The organism is Dyella acidisoli, from assembly GCF_030160295.1.
In the GTDB taxonomy this organism is placed as follows: Bacteria; Pseudomonadota; Gammaproteobacteria; order Xanthomonadales; family Rhodanobacteraceae; genus Dyella_B; species Dyella_B acidisoli.
In genome coordinates this window covers 1-1060 of the sequence record NZ_BSOB01000059.1, presented here as the reverse complement: position 1 = coordinate 1060, position 1060 = coordinate 1, and the positions used below count along the sequence as shown (strand labels likewise).

Sequence of the window (1060 nt, the reverse complement as noted above, 5' to 3'; positions counted from 1 at the left end):
TGGAACGCCCCGTTCCTCAACCAAGTTAACTCGGCCTATCGACGACGCATTTCTTTCATCAACTAAGCCAACGTCAGCTTCAGGCGTTCGAGCATTCGACACGTCCGCCAATGATCCTACACTAGGCGACTGCTCTCCTCCACCGATAGCCACTTGCTTGACAGCTCCAAGCTCCGCATCCACGCTTGAATTACCAATGGAAGTCAACTCCTCATTTACTTGAGCAGCGTTCTTGGCAACACTAAGTGGCGCATTGCTCTCAGAAGCAGCATCAACAATGGTCGCGTCATTGCTGCCACTTGCCGTCGTATTTACTTCGCCCAATCCTCCTTGCCCACCAGCTTCTACGGCGCCCGTCCCAGCAATCTCATTGCTGCCATTTGTAGCAATGGATTCTCCCGTCGCACTGCTATTCACACCACCACTTAAACCATCGCCCGTCTGGCTAGCCACCGCTTCGGCAGCCCCCACGTCACCAGTCGCCCCTGCATCTCCCGTAGCCGACGCTGCGTTTACTCCCGTTGCCGCCGGAGCTTGCGCATCGTTTGTGAGATTACCGGCTCCCGCCGCATCTTCCGCACCGCCACTCCCAAGCTTCGATAGATCACCAACGGCACCAATCTGGTTATTGAGACCGCTATAACCACCTGCCGACCCCACCAATTTCACCTGACCAAGCAAGTCACCCACTTGGCTCAACCCGTCGACTGCCAGAGATGCGCCTGCAACCCCCAGCTTCAATGCCCCTACGCCACCATCCACCGCCATAACGGTGTTGAGGCTGCCCTGACCAAGGATATCCCCCGATTCGAACTGGTCGCCGATGTTGTTGCTTTGACTTAGCTCAGCGGCCCGGTTCAATGCCGATGTCACTGCATTGATTGTTGTATCAACAGGATGATTCTGGAGGAAGGCTTTGGTGCCTTGGACTTGATTGGCAAGTATTTCCGTATCGGCTTCGAAATAGTTGGTCAGGTTCAAGCCATTTCTACCAACAACGCTATCGATATCCGTACCAATCCAGGCCCCGAGCGTGGTGACCGTACCCACCGCCATGTTT

At 55.1% G+C, this 1060-nt stretch carries 1 pseudogene; it reads right to left on the bottom strand.

The window, feature by feature from the left end:
- Nucleotides 1-1060 (bottom strand): annotated as a pseudogene (locus QQJ86_RS20700) (hypothetical protein); the annotation flags it as partial.